A 17,935-nucleotide genomic window follows, 5' to 3' on the forward strand; every position below is an offset into this window, starting at 1 on the left:
AAACTTTAAAATAATTGAGTAAAAAATAAAGTAAGTCTTTAGATAAAAAATGGAACGGGGGAAACAATATTTTTTATAGGAATAAACTGTATTTTATGTTTTTATTCTATTGATTTATAAAGTGAAAAAGACTTGACCTTATGCTAGATGATGTTATTGTTAGGAAAAGTTTATGAAGATAAACTTCATATTTTTTTGAGTGTGAAGGATCGTTCTGATTTTGAGCAATTTGCTCAGTAAATAAAAAAAAGTACTGAATAATCATGGAAGTCCTTTATGGTTCACGTTGATTACGATAGCACATTGGTCATCGTTTCCATTCTGGTTGCAGTTGTGATTTGTTACGCTGCAGTTTCAATGGAAGAGCTCGTTTTTAAAGCTGCTTATAAAAAGTTTGAAAAAAGCATTTTAGTAACGAGTGGTCTAATCTTAGGCCTAGCGATATGGTCGATGCATTTTGTGGGGATGCTGGCTAGCCATTTGCCAGAAGGGTATCATTTTGATGTTGGTTTGACGGTTCTCTCTTATCTTATTGGAGCGGTCGCCTCTGTCTTTGCGGTATGGTTGACTTCACGTCAAACTTTACCTCTTGCTCGTTTGATTCTCGGCGCTGTGTTTATGGGGCTTGGGATATCTGGCATGCATTATACGGGGATGATGGCGCTCACCGTTGAATATCATCAGATGTATTATGATCCATTGCTTGTGATCTGCTCGATTTTGATCGCAATTAGTGGTTCTGGCTTAAGTTTCTTTTTTATTTTTAAATATAAAGCTGCGGTGAGCTACAGAATTAGTTTAAAAGTAATTGTCGCTGTGTTAATGGCATTGAGTATCGTTGGCATGCACTATATCGGCATGGCTGCAACGTACTTTAATGAAAATCTCGTTAAAGTGATTACTCCTGCACAAACTGAACAAAGCGTTTTATTATTCACGATTATTGTCATTACCAGTTTAGTTTTTGTCGCTGGTTTCGCGGTAGCCATATTGGAAGCTCGTTTAGAGCAACGCAATCAACAACTCACATTGATCAATAAAGAACTTGCGACACAGTCTTTACATGATGCATTAACCAAATTGCCAAATCGGTTGTATTTAACGGATTATGCTGAGGTTGTTTTTACTCATCATCGGTTGCGTGAACAAAAAGTTGCTTTTTTATATATCGATTTAGACCGCTTTAAATCAGTCAATGATGCTTTTGGTCACCATGTTGGTGATCAATTACTGATTCAAATGGCAAATCGCTTGCATAATCAACTCAATGCCAATCAAAGATTATTCCGTATTGGTGGTGATGAGTTTGTCTTGATTTCAGAAAATACCGACAACAATGGTGCGATGCAACTTGCAGAAAGTATTTTGTACTTCATTCAGGAAACTTATTTGATTGCAGGTAAAGATATTAATATCTCTGCGAGTCTTGGAATTGCGATGTATCCTGAGCATGGAACCAATGTGCAAGATCTATTGATTAATGCAGATATTGCCATGTTAATGTCTAAAGATCAGGGACGTAATACCTACACCATGTTTCATGCGATGACCGATCAACAAGATGTCCGTAGTCAATCAAAATTGATCAATGATTTGTATAAAGCAGTTGATGAGCAGCAGTTCATTTTATTTTATCAACCTAAATTTACGGCAAATTATGAGGTATGTGGTGTTGAGGCACTGATTCGTTGGAATCACCCAAGTTTAGGATTGCTAACGCCACACATGTTTATTGATGGGGCGGAGAAAACTGGTTTAATTATTCCCATGGGGTATTGGGCTTTGGAACAGGCTTGTCAGCAAATTCAGAAATGGGAACAAGAAAATAGTCCATTTTATCCCATTGCAGTCAATTTATCGGCGCTTCAATTTGAAAATAAAAAACTCTTTGGTGTCTTAGAACAACTGATCGAACAATATGCTATTCAACCTCAGCATCTGATTTTAGAAATCACTGAGTCAACTGCAATGCATCATATTGATTCGAGCATTCGTACCTTGGAGCGTTTACGTCAGCTGGGTATCCGTATTGCTATCGATGATTTTGGTACAGGTTATTCAAGCTTCTTGTATTTAAAAGACTTACCTGTAGATGAGTTGAAAATAGATCGGGGTTTTATCATCGATTTACAACCTAACTCTAAAGAAGAAGCCATTTTAGAAAGTATTATTCATCTTGCTGCGAAACTCGGGTTGACGGTAACAGCAGAAGGGGTAGAAACTCAACAGCAAGCTGATATTTTAACCAAGCTGGGCTGCCATCAGTTACAAGGGTATTTATTGGGAACACCCGTTAATATTGAAAGTTTGGTATTGCATCGTCAGCAAAGCTTGGCTTAGCGGCCCAAGCATTTTTCGATTAGGCTGAAGGCAAGGTTGCGATTTTAAAGGATCGCAACCTTACCGACGTATGCAAATGATCAAAGAGAGCGTTTGGCTAACCAATCAGTCACTACAGGCCAAACGGTTTGAGGTGCTTGATTGCCTGAGACCAGTCCCATATGTCCGCCTGCAACGATTTTAAACTGCTTATCTTCACTGCTAATGAGGTCCATTAAAGGGCGTATCGCTTCAGTGGTAACGATGATATCGGTATTACCACCGACCGCGAGTACTGAGCAGTCGATATCTTTTAAGTTTGCAGTCTGTTCACCGAATTGAACTGAACCTGTCGATAACTCATTATCGATCCAGAAGCGTAAAATAATATCTCGCATAACACCACCTGGATAGGCCAGCATATTATCGACGAAAGAACTTGAGGTCGCATGGTTAATCACAAATTGGCGATCATTCAGATTTCTGACCAATTCCCAATAATTTTTAAAGTTCCCGATAGGGTCTGTTAGTTTAAAACCAAGGGTGTTCTGCCAGCCATGAATATGAAAGACACGGCTTGGGATTTGTTTAATACGAAAATTGGTGTTGTTGCGAATCCATTGCGCAGGAATGGTTAAGCGTTGGTATAGCTTGCCCATATAACCCGATTGGTGAGTGTTGATCGGTGAGGCCAAGATGACTAAGTTTTTTATATTTTTATCTTTAAATAGCGAGGTGTAGCAGAGTGAAAGGGCACCGCCTAAACTCCAACCATACAGTGACAGTTGTTTCTGACCACTATGTTCTCTGATTTGTTCGATAAAGTCAGGCATAAACGTTTTTACGTAAGTGCCTAAATTGTATTTGGCTTGGCGCAAACTCGGTGTACCCCAATCGATCAAGTACAGCTCAAAACCTTGTGATTGAAAATAACGGACTAAACTGCGTGAAGGAAATAAATCGTAAATCAGCATATTTGCAGCTAAAGGCGGCACAATAACCAATGGAATTCGGTGTTTTTGCGCTGCGCCTGCGTCTGCTGCGTAATAACGTAAGCTAATGATTTCACGTTGATAAACAACGTCAAATGGTGTTTTACCTGATAAGGCAAGTTGATGTCCGCGTAACAAGCGATCCGCTGCATTGGAAACAATATGACGTGTTTGCTGACTCGTAGAACTATTCAGCATTTTTTGTGCAGTTTTGGAGTGAAGTAAACGTTGTCTAACTTTCGGCAATTGAGTCATTGTAAGCTAAAACTCTAAGGTTGCTATTCAGTAGCCGCATCTTAGAAGAAAAATGAGATGAGCTCAGTGACTCATCTGCTTAACTTATCCCCCAAAATGATCAATTTAGGATGTTTATTGAATGGATCTGCACAAAAGATGGCGTTATTTGTGCAGATGTTTCGTTGGATATCATTTGGTCCAGTTATTGGATGCTTATAAGTTTTATTCTAAATAATACTGATAAATATCAATTTGTTGTTATTTTAAATTGCAAGATTGATAATTCTTTTAATAAAATTGCTTGAAATTTAATCCGAATGGATTATTATTTTAATCTACATGGATTAAATCTCAAAAGGACAGTTTGAGATCAATAAACATAATGATGTAACCAATCGATATTGGTTCAGAAGGAAGATGAGATATGGAAAAATTCAGTCAATTAAAAATTGGCATACTACTGACTGTTATTGGTTCGGTGGGTTTAAGTGCTTGTAATAGCGACGGTTCGGATAACATCAAAACAGGGAGCAATCAGGCACAATCAGAGTTGACAGATTGTATGTGGCAAGATGCTGTTTCGAGTCAAGATGGAACAGGTGGTGAAAATCCAATGAATTACGCGCTACCTGATTCTAATGTAAGCTATTGGTCGAGTGAATTTTCAGTACCAGAAGGTGCAAAAGTCTTGATTGATGGAGATTATCCCTATGCCCGACATACATCACTTGTCAGTTATACTGCTCAGGGCGAACGAGTCAATTCTTTGGTCGATGTGAATATTCAACCCAATCAAGGTGTGACCAATCCTTTTATTGTAGGCAATAATCGATTGAATAAAGAAAGAGGATATAAAGCTGAGCTAGTTTTAGGCGATTTACCAACATCTCCTAAAGAAAATACCCTATACGCGCCAAAAACCGACAGTAACGATGTAGCGTTAATTTATCGTGTTTATGTGCCGAATAAAGGCTTTAACGTAAAAGGTGGAGTGGATTTCCCACGTTTTAAAGTACAACTCGCCAATGGTGAAGTGAAAACAGGCACAGAGGTTTGTAATGTGCTTAAAGTGAAGAAAAAAGTTTTAGATAATGTTAAATCACCGTTGGAACTTGTTCTGAGTTTATATGATAAACAACCTCATGAAGGTTTCCCTGCACAAGTAATTCCAACGTGGTATACCGCTTATAATCGTGTGGCAAATCTTCGTTGCCTTTATAAATACAACTTGGATCAGTGTGAAGGTTTTCAAACAGAACGTGAGTTGAATCAATGGGCGACCCCAGATAATGAATACACCTTTTCAGTGATTAGCCGTAAATTAGGCAAGGTTGTTGTACTTAAGGGTAAAGTTCCACAAATTGCAGCAACTTCTGGCAATGAAACCACTTTAGCTCAAGGCGATATTCGTTATTGGTCAATATGTACTAATGAACTTATTACGACAGCGACGAACTTCTGTATTTATGATGAGCAAATTAAGCAAAAAGACAAAGATGGTTTTTATACCATTGTGGTATCACTCCCTGAAGATCGACCAACCAATGCAACAGAGCAATGTGGCATTACCTATTTACCTTTAAGTGAACGTGGTGATGGTTATACAGGGCCAGATGCCATTGAAAAAGGTCATAACGATGTGGGCTTCCTGATTATGAGAAACTTATTACCGTATCCAGACTTTAATCAAGCAATCCAAAACACCAAAATTTGGGGCGATGAAAAGACAGTGATGGGTGATTATTTACCAGATATCAGTTATACCACTAAGGCAGATTTTGAAGCTAAAGGCTGTCCATAATTAATTGTTTAATTCATAACAATAAACCAATCTTAACACTAGGATTGGTTTATTTTTATCATCTGTGATATAAAACTGCTTTTGATCTTTATATCTTTTTTCTCTGTGGAATGTAATGAGCAACCAAACTAAAGAAAAACTTATAGAAGCGGCAATCATTCTCTTTTCACAGAATAATATTGAGACGTTGTCAGTACAAAAAATTAATGAAACTGCTGGCGTTGCAAATAAATCAGCACTTTACTATCACTTTAAATCTAAATGGGGATTGGTAGAGGCGGCATTAGATCATGTTATGAAATCCTATGTAGTGGATAGTTTAGCGTTATTAAATGCCATTCAACCTGAACAGATGCAAGTTTCAGATGTTGTCGATGCATTAATGAAACCGATGGTGAAAATTCTTTTACTGGAAAATGGAATACATTATCTTAAATTTTTCTCTAAAACGATTAGTGCTGGAGATGAAGGGCGGATTATTGTTGCCAATACTTTAGTTCCAATCTCAAATAAGGCAGTGAGCTTATTACAACTTGCTTTGCCAGAAGCCGAACCTGATGCGCTTTCACTAAAAGTACTTTTTACGTTCAACACAATTCTAAATGTTATCAGTGATATAGGTCTTGAACAATTTTGGCCGACAAATGTGAAAGACCATAAATTAATTGGTCGGTATCTAAAAGATTACATTGAGGGTGCTATACGTTTTAAAGTTGATACTACTCATTGATCGGATATTTCCCCACCTTTATCACACCACGATCTCTATTGAAATCACGCAGACTTATTCGTGGTGGTTTCTAGATCAAGCAAAGAGACGTTGAGATGAATTTCCCCTCGTATTTGTAAGCAAAGATGCTGGAGAGAGAAGGTTTGAAGTGTTTTAGATGATCTAAATTCATGACAACAATCATTTGAAAGGTCATCACAATTTTTGGCAATGAGGAATGCGATGTTTATCGTTGAATTTTTAAGGATATATTAGAATTAATTTTGTGTTAATCCGTGTTTCAACTAAACTTAGATAAATGGTCACATATAAATACTGAAATAAAAATAAATTGTATCGAGGTTATGAGTGGCTACTCAGGATTTAAGAAAAGATGATTTAGGATGGCAAGGATGACCACTGATTTTCCAAAAAAAATGGATGATACTATTGGAAGCAAGGTGCTGGTGGGTCTTGTAAACCATATTTTAGAGCATGCCAGTTTTTTTGGAATCAATAGAGAAGCGCTGTTATTGCAAGGCGGTCTGACAGAAGAACAATTAGGTGATTCGAATCAATGTATTCCGCTCAGCCATTTTGAAAAAATTATTGCCTACATCTATAGTTATAGTAGCCAAAAAGATCCATTAATTGCTTTAAGTTTTTTCCAAAAAATGGACTCTACAGCTTATGGTGTTTTAGGACATTTAGTCCCTTTAGCGTCAAGTTTGAATCATGCCATTGAGACATTAAAAGAATTCCAGCCTCTTATAGGATGTATTGGGGAGATTTCCCTTCAAGTTGAATCAGAGGTTGTCTATTGGAAATGGAAATGTAGATCTAATGATCCATTATTTACGCGTTGTGCCAATGAATACAATTTATCGTGGTGGTTGAGCTTAATTCGTCTCGTTCGAAATGAGGATTTCGCTATACTGAAAGCGGTTCATTTCACGCATAGCTTAGCAAAACCTGACTTACAAAATTATTATGATGAGTTTTTTGGCTGCCCTGTTCATTTTGATCAAAAAGAAACGGCTTTGTTGTTATTGCCTAAATCTTTAAATATGAGCTTGAAAACAGGAAATGCAGGTTTATATGATAGTGTGCGATTATTCGCTTCAAAACTATTAGAGCAACAAAGAGTCGAGCAAACTTTTGTCCAGCAGGTTCGAGCACAAATTTATTTACTCCTCCACCATAATCGTTTATCTCGTGAAAATGTTGCGGGGCAGTTAGGCGTAAATGTCCGAACATTAAGTCGAAAACTACATCAAGAAAATAGTTCATATAGTCAATTGTTGGATCAAGTGAGATTGGAGTTGGCTGTCAATTATTTAGAGAGTTATCAACACTCGGTTGTTTTTATTTCGAAAGCACTTGGCTTTTATACCAGCCATTCTTTTATCTCATGGTTCAAATTGCAAACAAATTTAACCCCCATCCAATATCGAAAAAATACGAACAACCAAGCAATTAATGGTTAATTTTTAACAGGCCTATAACATTTTTTATAGCTTTGTCCTATTTTAGAAATCATATGACTCAGAAGCGTTATTTTTCACTTATTGGTTAATCATATGATTGAAATGTGACTTTATAAACTATTTAAACGCTTACTTATTGGAGTCATTCAATTATTGTCTTTGATCTAGTTTTGGTTGAACCACGAATTTGAGCAAAGACCGAAGTAAGCAATTGATATGGATATTATCACTCAAAATGGCATTTAAATTGTCGATTTCTCATCGCAAAAATGTGCTTGATTTGAGTGAGTGAAGGGAGTGAATATGAAAGTAAAGCAGATATATAAGCAATCAATCGGTGTAATCGTACTTGGGTTTTCAATTTCAGGTTGTGGAAGTGACAATGATCGAGTTTCAATTAGTCCTCCTGTTACAGGGGATTCTTGCCCAACCATAGTTGATGAGAAATTATTTGCCGATGCGAGCACTTTAGAAAAACTTGTTCAAGTTGGTCCTGATTTAGCTCAATTGCGTTCTACTGGTAGTGAGGCACATCAGCAATTGGTGAAATGGATTGAGCTTGAAGCAAAGAAAATACCCGGCATGCAAGTACAATCAGATAGTTATGAAATTCAGCGTTGGCAACCGATGATTGCGGCTGAAAATGGCAAAGGACGTAGTTTATTTCGTTCGGGGCAGCTGTCTGTGGATGGTAACGATATTGCAATTGCTGGGGCTGTTCCTTATTCATTAGGTACATCATTGGCTGGTCACACTGGGCAATTGGTTTATTTAGCCAGTGATCAAGCAATTACAGCAGAACATAAAGGCAAAATTATTGTACGCCAAATACCAACTTCTCAAGATCCGATTTACGCAAATGTCGTTGCACCACCTTATGCATTTTTATTTCAGTTTGCAAAATATTTAACTGCATCAATGAATGAGCTTAAAACGCAAAGATATGATCGACCGTTTTTAGCTGCAAAATTAATGAATAAAGATTTAGTTGATGCTGGAAAAGTAGGCGCGGCAGGTCTTATTCTTGGTTTTGATGTACCTCAAGATCAAGTCAAAGATTACTTTGATCCGCACGAAGGTCTGCATTATCGACTTCCAGCTGTTTTTGTTGGGTCAGATGAATTTGCTGAAATAAAAGCTTTGGCAGAAAATAAGAGCCAAGCTCGGATCGTTGTTCAAGCTGAAAGAGATGCTGCGACAACTAGAAATGTGATTGCCACTTTACCTGGCTTAAGTAATGAAAAAATCGTATTTGTTGTGAATACAGATGGTAATAGTTGGATACAGGAAAATGGTGTAGGTGGGGTAATGGCTTTGGCGCAGTACTTTGCTAAATTACCATTGAACTGTCGTCCTAAAACCTATGAGTTTGCATTTAATACTGGTCATCTTCATATGTCTAAAGAAGGAACTTTTAGATATATGGAAAAACTCAATGAAGAATATGAAGAAGACAAAGTAAGTTTCGTTTTTGCCGTAGAGCATCTGGGGACGAAAGAAATAATCGCAAAACCTAGAGAGGATGGTGGTTTTGGGCGTACTTTAGCATTCTCTGGAAAAGCGGAGCCGCAAGCTTGGTTCGTTCCAGAAGACCATCAATTAATGCAAACGGTTGCAATCGAAGCGGCAAAAAGACGGAATTTGCCGACTCTACTTGTGACTACAGGTCAGGATGTACCTCATCCTGAAAGATCACCTAAACAGTGTGATTTTGGTGGGATCGGAAATGCATCGCATCAGACGCTGATTCCAACAATGGCAACGATTTCAGGGCCGTGGTCATTGTGGGCACCATTCTTTGGCAAGGAGGCGATTGATTTTAGCTTGATGCGTAGTCAGTTATTGGCAATTGGTGATTCTGTTTTAGCTTTACAAAAACATACTAAGGCTGAAATTGAAGGGCCGTATGCGGCATGGAGATCTGCGCGTGAACAAGGAAATTTAGTCTGTTCACATGTCATAAATAGTGGTGTAGAAGATGCGCCTGAAGCAGTAAACTAATGGTTGAATAGCTCTTTTAAGCTCATTTCTATAGATTAGATATAACCTTATTTACCAAGGTTATATCTAATCTTAATATGATAAAAATAATCAGTTTTGCCAAGATTAATCGGCTAAGGAGTAAATCTGTATAAAACGGATTTACTCCTTATTTAGATTTTATGCGCTCAAAACTTTTCTCTTACCCAGCCATAAGCTGCGGCAAAAGGCAGTGCAGTTCTGGCCAAGTACGGTACATGCCATAGGCCACCGTGGTTGGCATTTTCCATAATCAGTTCGAGTGGATGAGCTAACACTTTTTCAGGGTTAGTTGCACTCTCAGGATTGTTCAGATCATGAACCCACAGTGCCGCCATAATCGCATTGGTGGTTTCAGGACTAAAGGTTTCGACCTTAAATAAATCTGCGCCAGAAAAAGCAGCTTTCAAAATCGGGTTTTTAACTACAGAATGAGTGGTTGTAGATGGTGCAATATTGATCACTGTCTTTTGACCACGCGCACGTGCAGAAATCGCAAACCACTGTTGCAGTCGTTTAGCCAAGGCATAGTTAGGACCTTGTTCAATCACCATACAATCTGAAATGCCGTATTGTTGACCATTATCTGACGTGATTAACTGATCAATATTAGGTTTGAAAAAATTAGTCAAAGAGATACCGTGAATGGACTTGGTCAGTAATTTTTCCAACATTGGCCGTTGTTTGATGTTTTGTTGGACAGACTGTACCACCGCTTTCGGAATCGCATAAATATCCGTCGGTGTCAGCATAAACATAATGCTGCTATCTGTTTTTAGACGGCTGACTTGTTCCATAATACTAATCATCGCGATAGAAACACGGACATGTTTTTCGCCATCTAAATAAGCGATCCCTGCCAAATCTAAAGTTTCAGTAAAGGTGTTTAACCAATTGGCAATTTCCGGTGTTTGGGTGAGTAAGTTTGCGCCGAGTTGTTGCTCGTTGTTTGCCGTTCTGATTTGTGGGGCGATCAAGGTTGCATTGCCTTGTTTGACGGTATTGGTAATTTTTTCCCATATTGCAGGATTGGGTAAATCAATCGCGACAATATTGGCACGCCACTTCGCTAGCCAACTGAGAGGCCCAGCTTCAGAGGCAGCACCAAATAACACCATGGTGCGAGCAGATAAATCAAACCATTCAGGGTGTTCATGCAGTAAGCGTAATGCTTTGGCATGACAGGGTTCGATAACCTGTTGTTGCTCCCAAAGGTCAATTTGTTGCAGTAACGCAGCACCTTGTAATTTCTTACCATTATAGGGAATAAACCAAGGTTCAATCGTCGAGCTACCTGTGCCTTTTAATATGAATTTTTCAAAAGGTTGATCTTTAATATTGACCATTGCCTGGCTTAAAGTGTTACTTTTTTCAGCTCGATTAAAGTTAAATAATGCTTTAGCAGTATCTAATCCTTGCTGTGCGATACGTGCAGGATGATCTACAGATTCAATACCTGTTTTGACTAACTCTTGAAAGTAAACAGGATAATTTTTTCTCCAGTTTTTTTCATTGGCGAGTTGTGAGACGAAAGGGGAGTCTACGCTTTGCAGTGCTGACTTTAAAATTTGTTTTGCGGTATGTGTCGTGCTGGGGGACTTTTTACCAGACGGTATTGGGAATTGTATGCCATCAGGATTGGATTGTATTTTTCTGCTCAATTGATTGCTCCATTTTATTCAAATTTCATTCATCATCTATCACATCTTAGTCACTCCATGCGCTAAAGATGATGGCAAAAAGTGTACTAATCGTGCCTAATCTTTATTAGATTGATATTGGAAGTAATTTAGTCAGAGAATAAACATGAAAAAATTAGATCACTTTCAAATATCATTTCAGCTTTTTCTAAGTGCTGGATCGAAATCAATATAAGACTTAGGACTTAACTAATTATTTTTTTAAGCATAAATCTAAAGAGGTGGGCACAAAATAACGTAAATAGGGCATTTGGCTGTTGTTTTGGGCCAGTGTTATTGTTTGAATAATCTTGGGGTGCATCATTTGACTAGAAATTAAATGCAAAACGCCAAATGAAAAATCATTCGGCGTTCAAATATGTTATGTACTCATTTATTTTAGCGATTTCGATCATGTATGAGGATTTAATTTATGGTTCACCCTGATATTCATTGATCACCTCAAGTGCCGCTCGAAATGCTTCCTGAGTTGCAGGTGCACCACAGTACGGTAGACTATGTAGTAAGACTTCTTGAATTTCTTCAATACTCGCCCCATTGTTTAAAGCGCCACGAATATGGCCTTTCAGCTCAGTTGGGCTTTTGAGTGCAGTTAGAAACGCGATGGTAATCAATGAGCGATATTTACGTGGCAATACACCTTCACGTTGCCAAGTTGAACCCCAAGCATGTTCATTAATCCAGTCCTGTAGGGGTTGCGTGAACGGCACAGTATTGTCCTGTGCGCGTTTCACAAATGCTTCGCCCATGACTTCAGTACGAACTTTTAATCCATTTTCAAAATCTTGTTGTGACATATTTTTACTCTTATAGCGGCGGAAAAGGTTGGATTTGTCCATCGAAAGATATTCATCCTAACTCAATCACTGGATGAGCTAAAGCCGCTTATTTGGATCGTTGTATTTGAAGATAAAACGAATTCATTGAAAAAGTAATGAAAATCAAATGTTTAAAATTTAATAATTTTAGATTAATTGTTTGATAAATATTGGTTTACTCAATGAGTATTAATACGATAGTGAAGAGGGACAATAAAGATATGAAGGAAACTCCAAAAATTATTTCTTTTTTCATGTTCATAGTTACACCTATTCATTTTTCAATCATTATGTGGAGCGAGATATATTTTTTGATAAAAATGTGTGTTTTGCACATATTAAATAGGTATTGGTTTGCTGTCAAGCTGTAATTTTGATCAAAAGTTTCATGTAAATCTTATGTTCTAAATCAAGTATGTCTGATTCATATTTTTAATACGCTTGGTAATTGGGCTTTAAGTAAACATAATCCGTCGGTGTTCAGTCTTAGAGCTGTGTATAGTTGGCATCTAAATAATATATAGGTCATTTAATGAGAGTCTAGATTTATAAAAACCTAATTCGGACCTAATCTTAAAACCCTTTAAGTTTTTATATTGTTGAATTTTAAATATTTTATATTTATTTAATTTGCTTTTGGATAAATTCCCCTCTTTTTTTTGAAAAAAACACTACAATCATAATCCTAACAAGGGTTGAATTCAGTTAGAATAAAGAAGAGTCTATTTGCTATTGATGTTGGGTCAAATGTGGAGATTGCATGAGTAAAGACACCTCAGCTTTGGCTGTTTCTGAGGACACGATGTTGTCTCATGATACGGAAACGACTTTAGAGCATGTTGTCAGTATTATGCCTCAATTAATACATTGGCTGATAAAATCTGGTGTTGGCTATAATGAGTTTTCTACTGCATTAAAAGCATTGTTTTATAATGAAGCAATAAAAGAATTAGATGTGATTAAACAAAAGAAAACTGATTCTGCGATTAGTTTGTTATCTGGACTAAACCGCCGTGATGTTAGAAATTTCTGTCAATCTTATGGTGAATATCAACTTGTAGATCAGTTCGGCCTACAACTACCAATCAGTGTTCCTGCGCGTGTAGTGGGGATGTGGATTAATCAAAAACTGCCTCAGCAGATTCCTTTTCATGGTAATCAAGATAGTTTCGAAAGCTTAGTTAAGCAGATTTCCTCAGAAAAACATCCAAAGTCGATTTTGTTAGAACTAAAACGCTTAGGAATTGTGGTTGAGGATAAAGATAAAATCGTGTTGCAAAACTCAAGCTTTACACCAGATCCTCAAGCGGATGAAAGTAAACAGTTATTTACGCAAAATATTTCTGATCATTTATCTGCAGGTATAAGCAACTTGACTAAAAATAGCAATTTTTTAGAGCAAGCGATATTTGCAGATGAGTTGAGTCAAGACTCTGTAGAGAAACTCAATCAATTAAGTGTTGATTTATGGAATCTAATGTCCAAAGCGATTGTATCAGCAGCAATAGATTATTGTAAGAATGATGAAGGTGATACTGATGCTAACAAGCGCTTTAGACTTGGTGTCTATCAATATGATGAATAGATAATTAAAAAATATTATAAATTTCGTTTTTTTACTTTTCCAATTTTTTCTAATCCTCTCCATAAAATTGAATACGATATTCGATAACCAAAATTTTGTTCAAAAGGATCAAGTAAGTCTTTGATTTTATTATAAGGTGTTTTCATTACGAACGTTTCAAAACTTTTTAAATCTTTGATTGTAAATGCTCTCCCATTGCAAATTGCAGGGAAGGGGTTTAGCTGTTGTGTTGTTTGCTCCAATAAAATCCAATTGTCTAAAGTAGATCTTGCAATATTGAACTGTTTGCAAACATTAGATTTATGTTTTGTCTGACGGTAAGCCGCCATCACTTTTTTTCGAAGATCTAACGAATATGCTCGCATAGAAGTTACTTGTTGTTTCCTATCTTGGTACTTATGACTTTGAAGAATCAAAAAATAATTTAAATTCCTTTCAAACCATTGTTCGTTGAGGCTTTAACTGACGCATCCGAACTTTACTGCACGGAATGTATCATTAAAATTAAATAATGTACATATTGCACATAATTAAAAATATTTTTTACCATCTCCTCTCCGTTTCTTTCTTTCTGTTTTGTTTATATATTAATTTAAATCAATCGCTTAATATTATTTTGTGTTGGTTTTTTGAATGTTTTTACGACTATTGCGCAGGGGCGATCAATATGTTAGTTTTTTGTTATGTGCATATTACACATTAAATATTGGTTTTAATGATTCATTCCACAGAATGTTTAAAATCGAGGTTTAAAACTTTTAAAATCTATATTTATCAATACTAATTAGTCTTTATAAAGGGATGCGTAATGAAAAAAACTTTTCAATTATCGGTGATTGCCACTGCGTTGTTGACTGCAAATGCTTATGCTGCTGTAACAAATATTGGTACAGGAAATACTGCGACTGGGCCAGATACGACAGTTGTTGGTACCAATAATGCTGCTGCAAATACAACTGTAGTAGGTACAGACAACAAGGGGGCTGGTGTAGAAGGGTTCATCGGTGGTACAGGAAACACTGTAGATGGGAATGCTTCTGCTGTGATCGGGAATAACAACACCACTGAAACACATAATGCTGTGGCTGTGGGGAGTGATATCACGACCAAAGGACTTGGTAATACAGCAGTCGGGAATAACATTACCATTGCCGATAATAACGGTACTGCAGTCGGTGGAAATATTGACCTTACAGGTGCGCAAGCGAGTGCTTTCGGTGACTCAGTTACTGTAAATGGTACAGGTGCAACAGCTATTGGTTCTACATCAGAAGCAACGGGCGAGTATGCAACAAGTCTTGGTTTTGGTGCAAAAGCAACAGCAGATAATGCCATTGCAACAGGCAGTAATGCTGTCGCAAGTGGGGAAAATTCGATTGCAATTGGTAGTGGTGCAGAAGCAATTTCTGAGGGGGGAGTTGCAATAGGTGCAGGTGCAAAAGTAACGGGTGCAAATTCTGTCGCGATTGGAGCAAATACCGTTGCAGATGAAGACAATACCGTCGCAATGGGTGATCGTCGTGTGGTTTATGTTGCAGATGGTATTAACAATCATGATGCGGTAAATCTTGGACAGTTAAATGCGGCACTTGCTGATATTGATACAGCACCGAGCCAAGCTGATCTCGATGCCATTAACGATAAAATTGCTGTTGAAAAAGCAGAACGCATTGCTGGAGATACGGACTTACAAGCCAAAATTGATAATGAAGCTCAAATCCGTGCAGATGCAGATGCAGCTGAAACAGCTGCACGTACTCAAGCAATTAATAATGAAGCTCAAATCCGTGCAAATGCAGATGCAGCAGAAACAGCAGCACGTATTGCAGGTGATGAAGCAGAAACAGCAGCACGTATCGCAGGTGATGAGGCTGAAAAAGCAGCACGTATCACTGCAATTAATACTGAAAAAGCAGCACGTATCGCGGGTGATGAAGCGGAAGCTTTAGCACGTACAAATGCTGACATTGCGTTAGGAAAACGTATCGATAACGAAACAGCAACGCGTATCACTGAAGTAAACCGTTTAGATCGACGTGTTGATCAATTAAATCAACGTTTAGACCGTGTAGAAACCACTGCAAATCGCGGTATCGCTATTTCTCTAGCAACACAACAAGCCATTCCAAGTCTTCAATCAGGGCAAGTCGCTGTATTTGGCGGTATGGGGTATTACGAAGGTGAAGCTGCAGGCGCATTTGGTGTCGTGACATCATTTAGCGATCGTTTATCTGGAAGTGGTGCAGTAGGTGTTGCAGAAGGCGGCAAGTTTGGCGGTCGTGCGGGCGTCGCTTATGTCATCGGAGGGAACTAAGTTGGGCTTGGTTATATCAAAACTGAGTCAAATTTAGTCACAATAAAAGGATGATGTAATGAAAAAAACTTTTCAATTATCAATAATCGCAACTGCCTTGGTGGCAAGTAGTGCGTATGCAGCACCTGTATGGGAAGGGCCGACAGGAACGGGCTCAGGTTTTAGTAACTCGATGGGCGGGGAAACGAATTATAATAATGTTGACCCCTCAGCCAATGGTGTTCTGATTGGTCAACTTAATGATGTCGCTAATACCAGTGTTGGAATCGGTTACGATAGTCAAGCCACGGGAGAAAAAAGTTATGCTTCTGGTTCACTCAATAACTGGGAGGGTACGACAGGTGGCGGAGATTCTACGATTTCAATTGGTCGTTCAACTTACGCCAAAGGCGATAATAGTATTGCAGTAGGCGCATCCGTGCAAGCAGACGAAGCCAACGGTATCGCTGTGGGTAATAGCCAACGTGTCCATGATGAAAATGCGACTGCGGTTGGTGGACATAGTGTTGTACATGGTAATCAATCGAGCTCTTTTGGTGATTTTGCAGGGACTAGTGCAGATGGAGCAACGGCGATTGGTAGCCAAACATGGTCAAATGCTACGAATGCAACGACTTTAGGTTATAACGCAGAAACAAGTGGTGAAAATGCACTGAATATCGGTCATGATGCGCATGGCGGTGGGTTGGATGCGATTCATATTGGTCACAATACAACAGGCAGCGCAGAAAACACGATTGTAATCGGTTCGAATGATCCAACGAAGGCGGGACAGCCATGGGCAGATGATAAAAACTCTGTTGCCATTGGTTATAATGCTGATACTCACAACGGCGGTGGTGGCAGTACTGAGGACACTGTGAGTTTTGGTGGTTTCTTTACTGGGGCTGTTCGTACGATCAGTCAAGTAGCTGATGGTATAAATGACCACGATGCAATCAATGTCTCACAACTTAATGATGCAATTGCTGGTTTAACTTCTGGTGCAGAACTGATTGCTCATGCAGATGCGCAACTTACGACAGAAAAAAATCAACGAATTGCTGCTGATACTGATTTGCAAGCTGCAATTGATAACGAAGCACAACTTCGTGCTGCTGCTGATGCGGATCAGACCGCAGCGCGTACAGCGGCAATTGATAACGAAGCACAACTTCGTGCTGCTGCTGATGAAACTGAAAAAGCTGCACGTATTTTAGGAGATCAAGCTTTAGCTGAAGCCCGTATCGCAGGTGATGCAGCAGAAGCCGCAGCTCGTACAGCCGCGATCAATGCAGAAGCACAAGCCCGTATCGCAGGTGATGCAGCCGAAGCACAAGCTCGTGCAGATGCTGACCTTGCATTAAGTCAGCGTATTGATCTAGAGGCAGCGACACGTACTGCTGAAGTCAAGCGTTTAGATGGTCGTATTGATCATGCGAGTCGTCGTTTGGATGATATCGAGAAAACTGCTTATCGTGGTGTAGCTATTGCACTGGCAGCCCAACAAGCGGTTCCAAACATTCGTTCTGGTCAAGTGGCATTGTTTGCTGGTGTAGGTCATTTCGAGGGTGAAACTGCTGGTTCTGTTGGTGTTGTAACTTCATTTATTTCGAATCGAGTTTCTTTGAGCGGTGCTGTTGGCTTCGCTGGTGGAAATGAAGTTGGAGGACGTGTTGGTTTGAGTTATGCATTTTAGATTTATCATGATCTAAATGAAGATTAAAAATATGAGAATTTGAGTTTTACTGATTGGCTATATGTCTACTCAAATTCTCTGTTATTGAAGCTCCTCTTGGGTTGTCTTTTCCAGCATGAAGACAGCCTTTTTTTAATGCGTATATTGAATTAATTTAGGAGCTGTTGATATATCTTAGTTATATGATATACCACGGTTTCTGCTAAAATGTTGGTGGGGAAACAGATGATAGGACGTCATCTGCCACATATCTATAACAATGCTTATTGGGGCAAT

At 38.4% G+C, this 17,935-nt stretch carries 12 protein-coding genes; 8 read left to right on the top strand and 4 right to left on the bottom strand.

The window, feature by feature from the left end:
• The first annotated feature begins 276 nt into the window (after window positions 1–276).
• Window positions 277–2,340, top strand: coding sequence for a putative bifunctional diguanylate cyclase/phosphodiesterase (locus tag EAH57_RS13400; RefSeq protein WP_121930487.1), 2,064 nt, complete (start codon window positions 277–279; stop codon window positions 2,338–2,340).
• 80 nt (window positions 2,341–2,420) lie between these two features.
• Here the strand turns inward: EAH57_RS13400 and EAH57_RS13405 are convergent, their stop codons facing one another.
• A complete protein-coding gene (locus EAH57_RS13405) occupies window positions 2,421–3,566 on the bottom strand; it encodes an alpha/beta fold hydrolase (protein ID WP_121930488.1) in 1,146 nt (381 codons plus the stop codon).
• Between the two features lie 406 nt (window positions 3,567–3,972).
• Here EAH57_RS13405 and EAH57_RS13410 point away from each other — a divergent pair, with 406 nt between their 5' ends.
• The 4 genes from EAH57_RS13410 (at window position 3,973) to EAH57_RS13425 (ending at window position 9,546) form a co-directional block, all read left to right on the top strand.
• Window positions 3,973–5,349 carry a hypothetical protein gene (locus tag EAH57_RS13410; protein WP_121930489.1) on the top strand — a complete coding sequence of 459 codons (1,377 nt, stop codon included), beginning with the start codon at window positions 3,973–3,975 and terminating at the stop codon, window positions 5,347–5,349.
• A 115-nt stretch (window positions 5,350–5,464) separates the two neighbouring features.
• On the top strand, window positions 5,465–6,079 hold the full coding sequence (locus tag EAH57_RS13415; protein WP_121930490.1) for a TetR/AcrR family transcriptional regulator: 615 nt from the start codon (window positions 5,465–5,467) through the stop codon (window positions 6,077–6,079).
• A gap of 392 nt (window positions 6,080–6,471) precedes the next feature.
• Window positions 6,472–7,545, top strand: a complete 1,074-nt coding sequence (locus tag EAH57_RS13420) for an AraC family transcriptional regulator (RefSeq protein ID WP_121930491.1) — start codon at window positions 6,472–6,474, stop codon at window positions 7,543–7,545.
• Window positions 7,546–7,848: 303 nt separating this feature from the next.
• Window positions 7,849–9,546, top strand: a complete 1,698-nt coding sequence (locus EAH57_RS13425) for a hypothetical protein (protein ID WP_121930492.1) — start codon at window positions 7,849–7,851, stop codon at window positions 9,544–9,546.
• A 167-nt stretch (window positions 9,547–9,713) separates the two neighbouring features.
• Here EAH57_RS13425 and EAH57_RS13430 read toward each other — a convergent pair whose 3' ends face one another.
• Entirely contained in the window at window positions 9,714–11,225 is a 1,512-nt protein-coding gene (locus EAH57_RS13430; protein ID WP_121930493.1) for a hypothetical protein, read from the bottom strand.
• A 449-nt stretch (window positions 11,226–11,674) separates the two neighbouring features.
• Window positions 11,675–12,061 carry a carboxymuconolactone decarboxylase family protein gene (locus tag EAH57_RS13435; RefSeq protein WP_121930494.1) on the bottom strand — a complete coding sequence of 129 codons (387 nt, stop codon included), beginning with the start codon at window positions 12,059–12,061 and terminating at the stop codon, window positions 11,675–11,677.
• A gap of 781 nt (window positions 12,062–12,842) precedes the next feature.
• Between EAH57_RS13435 and EAH57_RS13445 the strand changes: the two genes are divergently transcribed.
• The gene (locus EAH57_RS13445; RefSeq protein WP_121930496.1) at window positions 12,843–13,667 is read left to right on the top strand and encodes a hypothetical protein; all 825 of its coding nucleotides are present in this window, start codon (window positions 12,843–12,845) and stop codon (window positions 13,665–13,667) included.
• A 14-nt stretch (window positions 13,668–13,681) separates the two neighbouring features.
• Here the strand turns inward: EAH57_RS13445 and EAH57_RS13450 are convergent, their stop codons facing one another.
• On the bottom strand, window positions 13,682–14,032 hold the full coding sequence (locus EAH57_RS13450) for a helix-turn-helix domain-containing protein (RefSeq protein ID WP_121930497.1): 351 nt from the start codon (window positions 14,030–14,032) through the stop codon (window positions 13,682–13,684).
• Window positions 14,033–14,475: 443 nt separating this feature from the next.
• Here EAH57_RS13450 and EAH57_RS13455 point away from each other — a divergent pair, with 443 nt between their 5' ends.
• Together EAH57_RS13455 and EAH57_RS13460 are read left to right on the top strand one after the other, a co-directional pair.
• Entirely contained in the window at window positions 14,476–15,981 is a 1,506-nt protein-coding gene (locus tag EAH57_RS13455) for a YadA-like family protein (RefSeq protein WP_121930498.1), read from the top strand.
• A 58-nt stretch (window positions 15,982–16,039) separates the two neighbouring features.
• Window positions 16,040–17,659: a YadA-like family protein gene (locus EAH57_RS13460; protein WP_121930499.1), complete on the top strand. Its 1,620-nt coding sequence runs from the start codon at window positions 16,040–16,042 to the stop codon at window positions 17,657–17,659.
• The last annotated feature ends 276 nt before the right edge of the window (window positions 17,660–17,935 follow it).

It is taken from the genome of Acinetobacter sp. 2JN-4, from assembly GCF_003687745.1.
Taxonomy (GTDB): domain Bacteria; phylum Pseudomonadota; class Gammaproteobacteria; order Pseudomonadales; family Moraxellaceae; genus Acinetobacter; species Acinetobacter halotolerans.